The sequence below is a fragment of the Donghicola mangrovi genome (assembly GCF_013377535.1).
Taxonomy (GTDB): Bacteria; Pseudomonadota; Alphaproteobacteria; order Rhodobacterales; family Rhodobacteraceae; genus Donghicola; species Donghicola mangrovi.
Genome location: NZ_JABCJE010000034.1, coordinates 1 through 1,832 on the forward strand (window position 1 = coordinate 1; position 1,832 = coordinate 1,832).

Annotated in this window: 3 protein-coding genes; all 3 read left to right on the plus strand. The window is 64.5% G+C overall.

All coding sequences use genetic code 11. From position 1 onward, the window contains the following. Window positions 1–33 precede the first annotated feature (33 nt). The gene (gene iolE, locus HJ536_RS20625; RefSeq protein ID WP_177159266.1) at window positions 34–933 is read left to right on the plus strand and encodes a myo-inosose-2 dehydratase; all 900 of its coding nucleotides are present in this window, start codon (window positions 34–36) and stop codon (window positions 931–933) included. 116 nt (window positions 934–1,049) lie between these two features. Beyond that, complete coding sequence (locus HJ536_RS20630; RefSeq protein WP_177159267.1) at window positions 1,050–1,253, plus strand: DUF3329 domain-containing protein; 204 nt, start codon at window positions 1,050–1,052, stop codon at window positions 1,251–1,253. Next, window positions 1,246–1,832, plus strand: a 587-nt coding sequence (gene iolB / locus HJ536_RS20635; RefSeq protein WP_177159268.1) for a 5-deoxy-glucuronate isomerase, incomplete at its 3' end; no start/stop codon positions are given. The genes HJ536_RS20630 and iolB, both read left to right, overlap by 8 nt.

The following is a 1,832-nucleotide window of genomic DNA, read 5'->3' on the forward strand; positions in this document are numbered from 1 at the left end:
AAGACGCCCGTTTGAGAGAAAGAGACCACAGAGATGATCCGCTTCGGGACCAACCCCATTGCATGGGCGAATGATGATGACCAGTCGATCGGGAAGGACATCCCGACCGAGCGCATTCTGATCGAGGCTGGCCGTTTGATCGGCTTTGACGGGATCGAGAACGGCCACCGCTGGCCGCAGGACGACCCCGAGGCGCTGCGGGCGCTGCTCGCGGACTATGGGTTGGTGTTCGTGTCGGGCTGGTATTCGACCGAACTGCTGGTGCGCTCGGTCGAGGACGAGATCGCTGCCGTTCAGGGTCATCTGGCCAAGCTCAAGCATAACGGCTGCAAGGTGTGCATCGTGTGCGAGTGTTCGAACACCGTGCATGGCAACGCGGATGTGGCGGTGAACGACCGCCCGCGGTTGAGCGCGGACGAGATGGCGGCGTTTGGCGCCAGGATGGAAGAATTTGCGGCCTATCTGGCCGGTGAGGGCATCACGCTGGTCTATCACCACCACATGGGCACCGTGGTCGAGAGCCCCGAAGAGATCGATGCGTTCATGGCCGCGACCGGCCCTGCGACCCATCTGCTGTTCGATGCGGGGCACTGCACCTTTGGGGGCGGCAATCCCGAAGAGGTTCTGCGCCGTCATGTGGGCCGTGTCGCCCATTTCCACGCCAAGAACATCCGCCCCAATGTGACCGCCCGCGTGCGGGCCGAGGGGATGTCGTTCCTAGAGGGCGTTCTGGCGGGGGCCTTTACCGTGCCCGGGGATCAGGACGGGGCGGTGGATTTTGGGCCGCTGCTCTCGATCCTGAAAGAGGCGGGCTATGACGGCTGGATCGTGATCGAGGCCGAGCAGGACCCCGAGGTGCGCAACCCGCTGCTGTACCAGACCTTGGGCCTGCACACGCTGAAGCGTATTGCGCGCGAGGTTGGTCTGGTCTGATCTGTCCTTGATGGGGGAAGGGGGCTCTGCCCCCGGCCGCCGGGGCGGCCTCCCCCGGGGTATTTGAACCAAGAAAGAGGCTGCGGGGCGGTTTGCCCCCGCGCCGGGGAGACAGAATGATTGATCCGGACGATCCGTTTTTTGCGCCGCTGTGGCGGCGGGTGGTGATTGTGGGGCTCTGCCTTGGGTGGGCGGTGTTCGAGGCGGTCACAGGATCGCCCGGATGGGCGCTGATGTTCGGGGCGGCGGGTCTGTACGCCGGTTGGACGCTGCTGGGGCCGCGGGCAGGCGGCAAGGACGAGGAGAGAGACGATGGCTGATTTGTTGAAAAAGCCCTTTGGCACCCACGGCAAGGTGCACGAGATTACGCCTGCCTCTGCGGGCTGGCGGTATGTGGGGTTTTCCCTTTATCGGCTGCGGGCCGGTGAGGCGGCGTCCGAGGAGACCGGGGACCGCGAGGTTATTCTGGTGATGGTCGAGGGCAAGGCGGCGTTCACCGCGGCCGGTCAGGATTGGGGCGTGTTGGGCGAGCGGATGAGCGTGTTCGAGAAGACCCCGCCCCATTGTTTGTACGTTCCGAACGGGCAGGAGTGGGCGGCTGTGGCAGAGACGGATTGCGTGATCGCGGTCTGTTCGGCCCCCGGTTTGGGTGGCCACGCGGCGCGGCGGATCGGGCCGGACGGGATCACCCTGACTCAGCGCGGCGAGGGTGTGAACACCCGCTACATCAACAACATCGCCATGGAGAACGAGGATTACTGCGACAGCCTTCTGGTGACCGAGGTGTTCACCCCGGCGGGCCATTGGTCGTCCTTCCCCAGCCATCGCCACGATGAGGATGACTTCCCGCGCATTACCTATCTCGAAGAGACCTACTATCACCGCCTGAACCCTGCGGA

Bases quoted from the DNA above. Each gene is read 5' to 3' on its own strand.
- iolE (WP_177159266.1), top strand. From the start codon at position 34: ATGATCCGCTTCGGGACCAACCCCATTGCATGGGCGAATGATGATGAC.
- HJ536_RS20630 (WP_177159267.1), top strand. From the start codon at position 1,050: ATGATTGATCCGGACGATCCGTTTTTTGCGCCGCTGTGGCGGCGGGTG.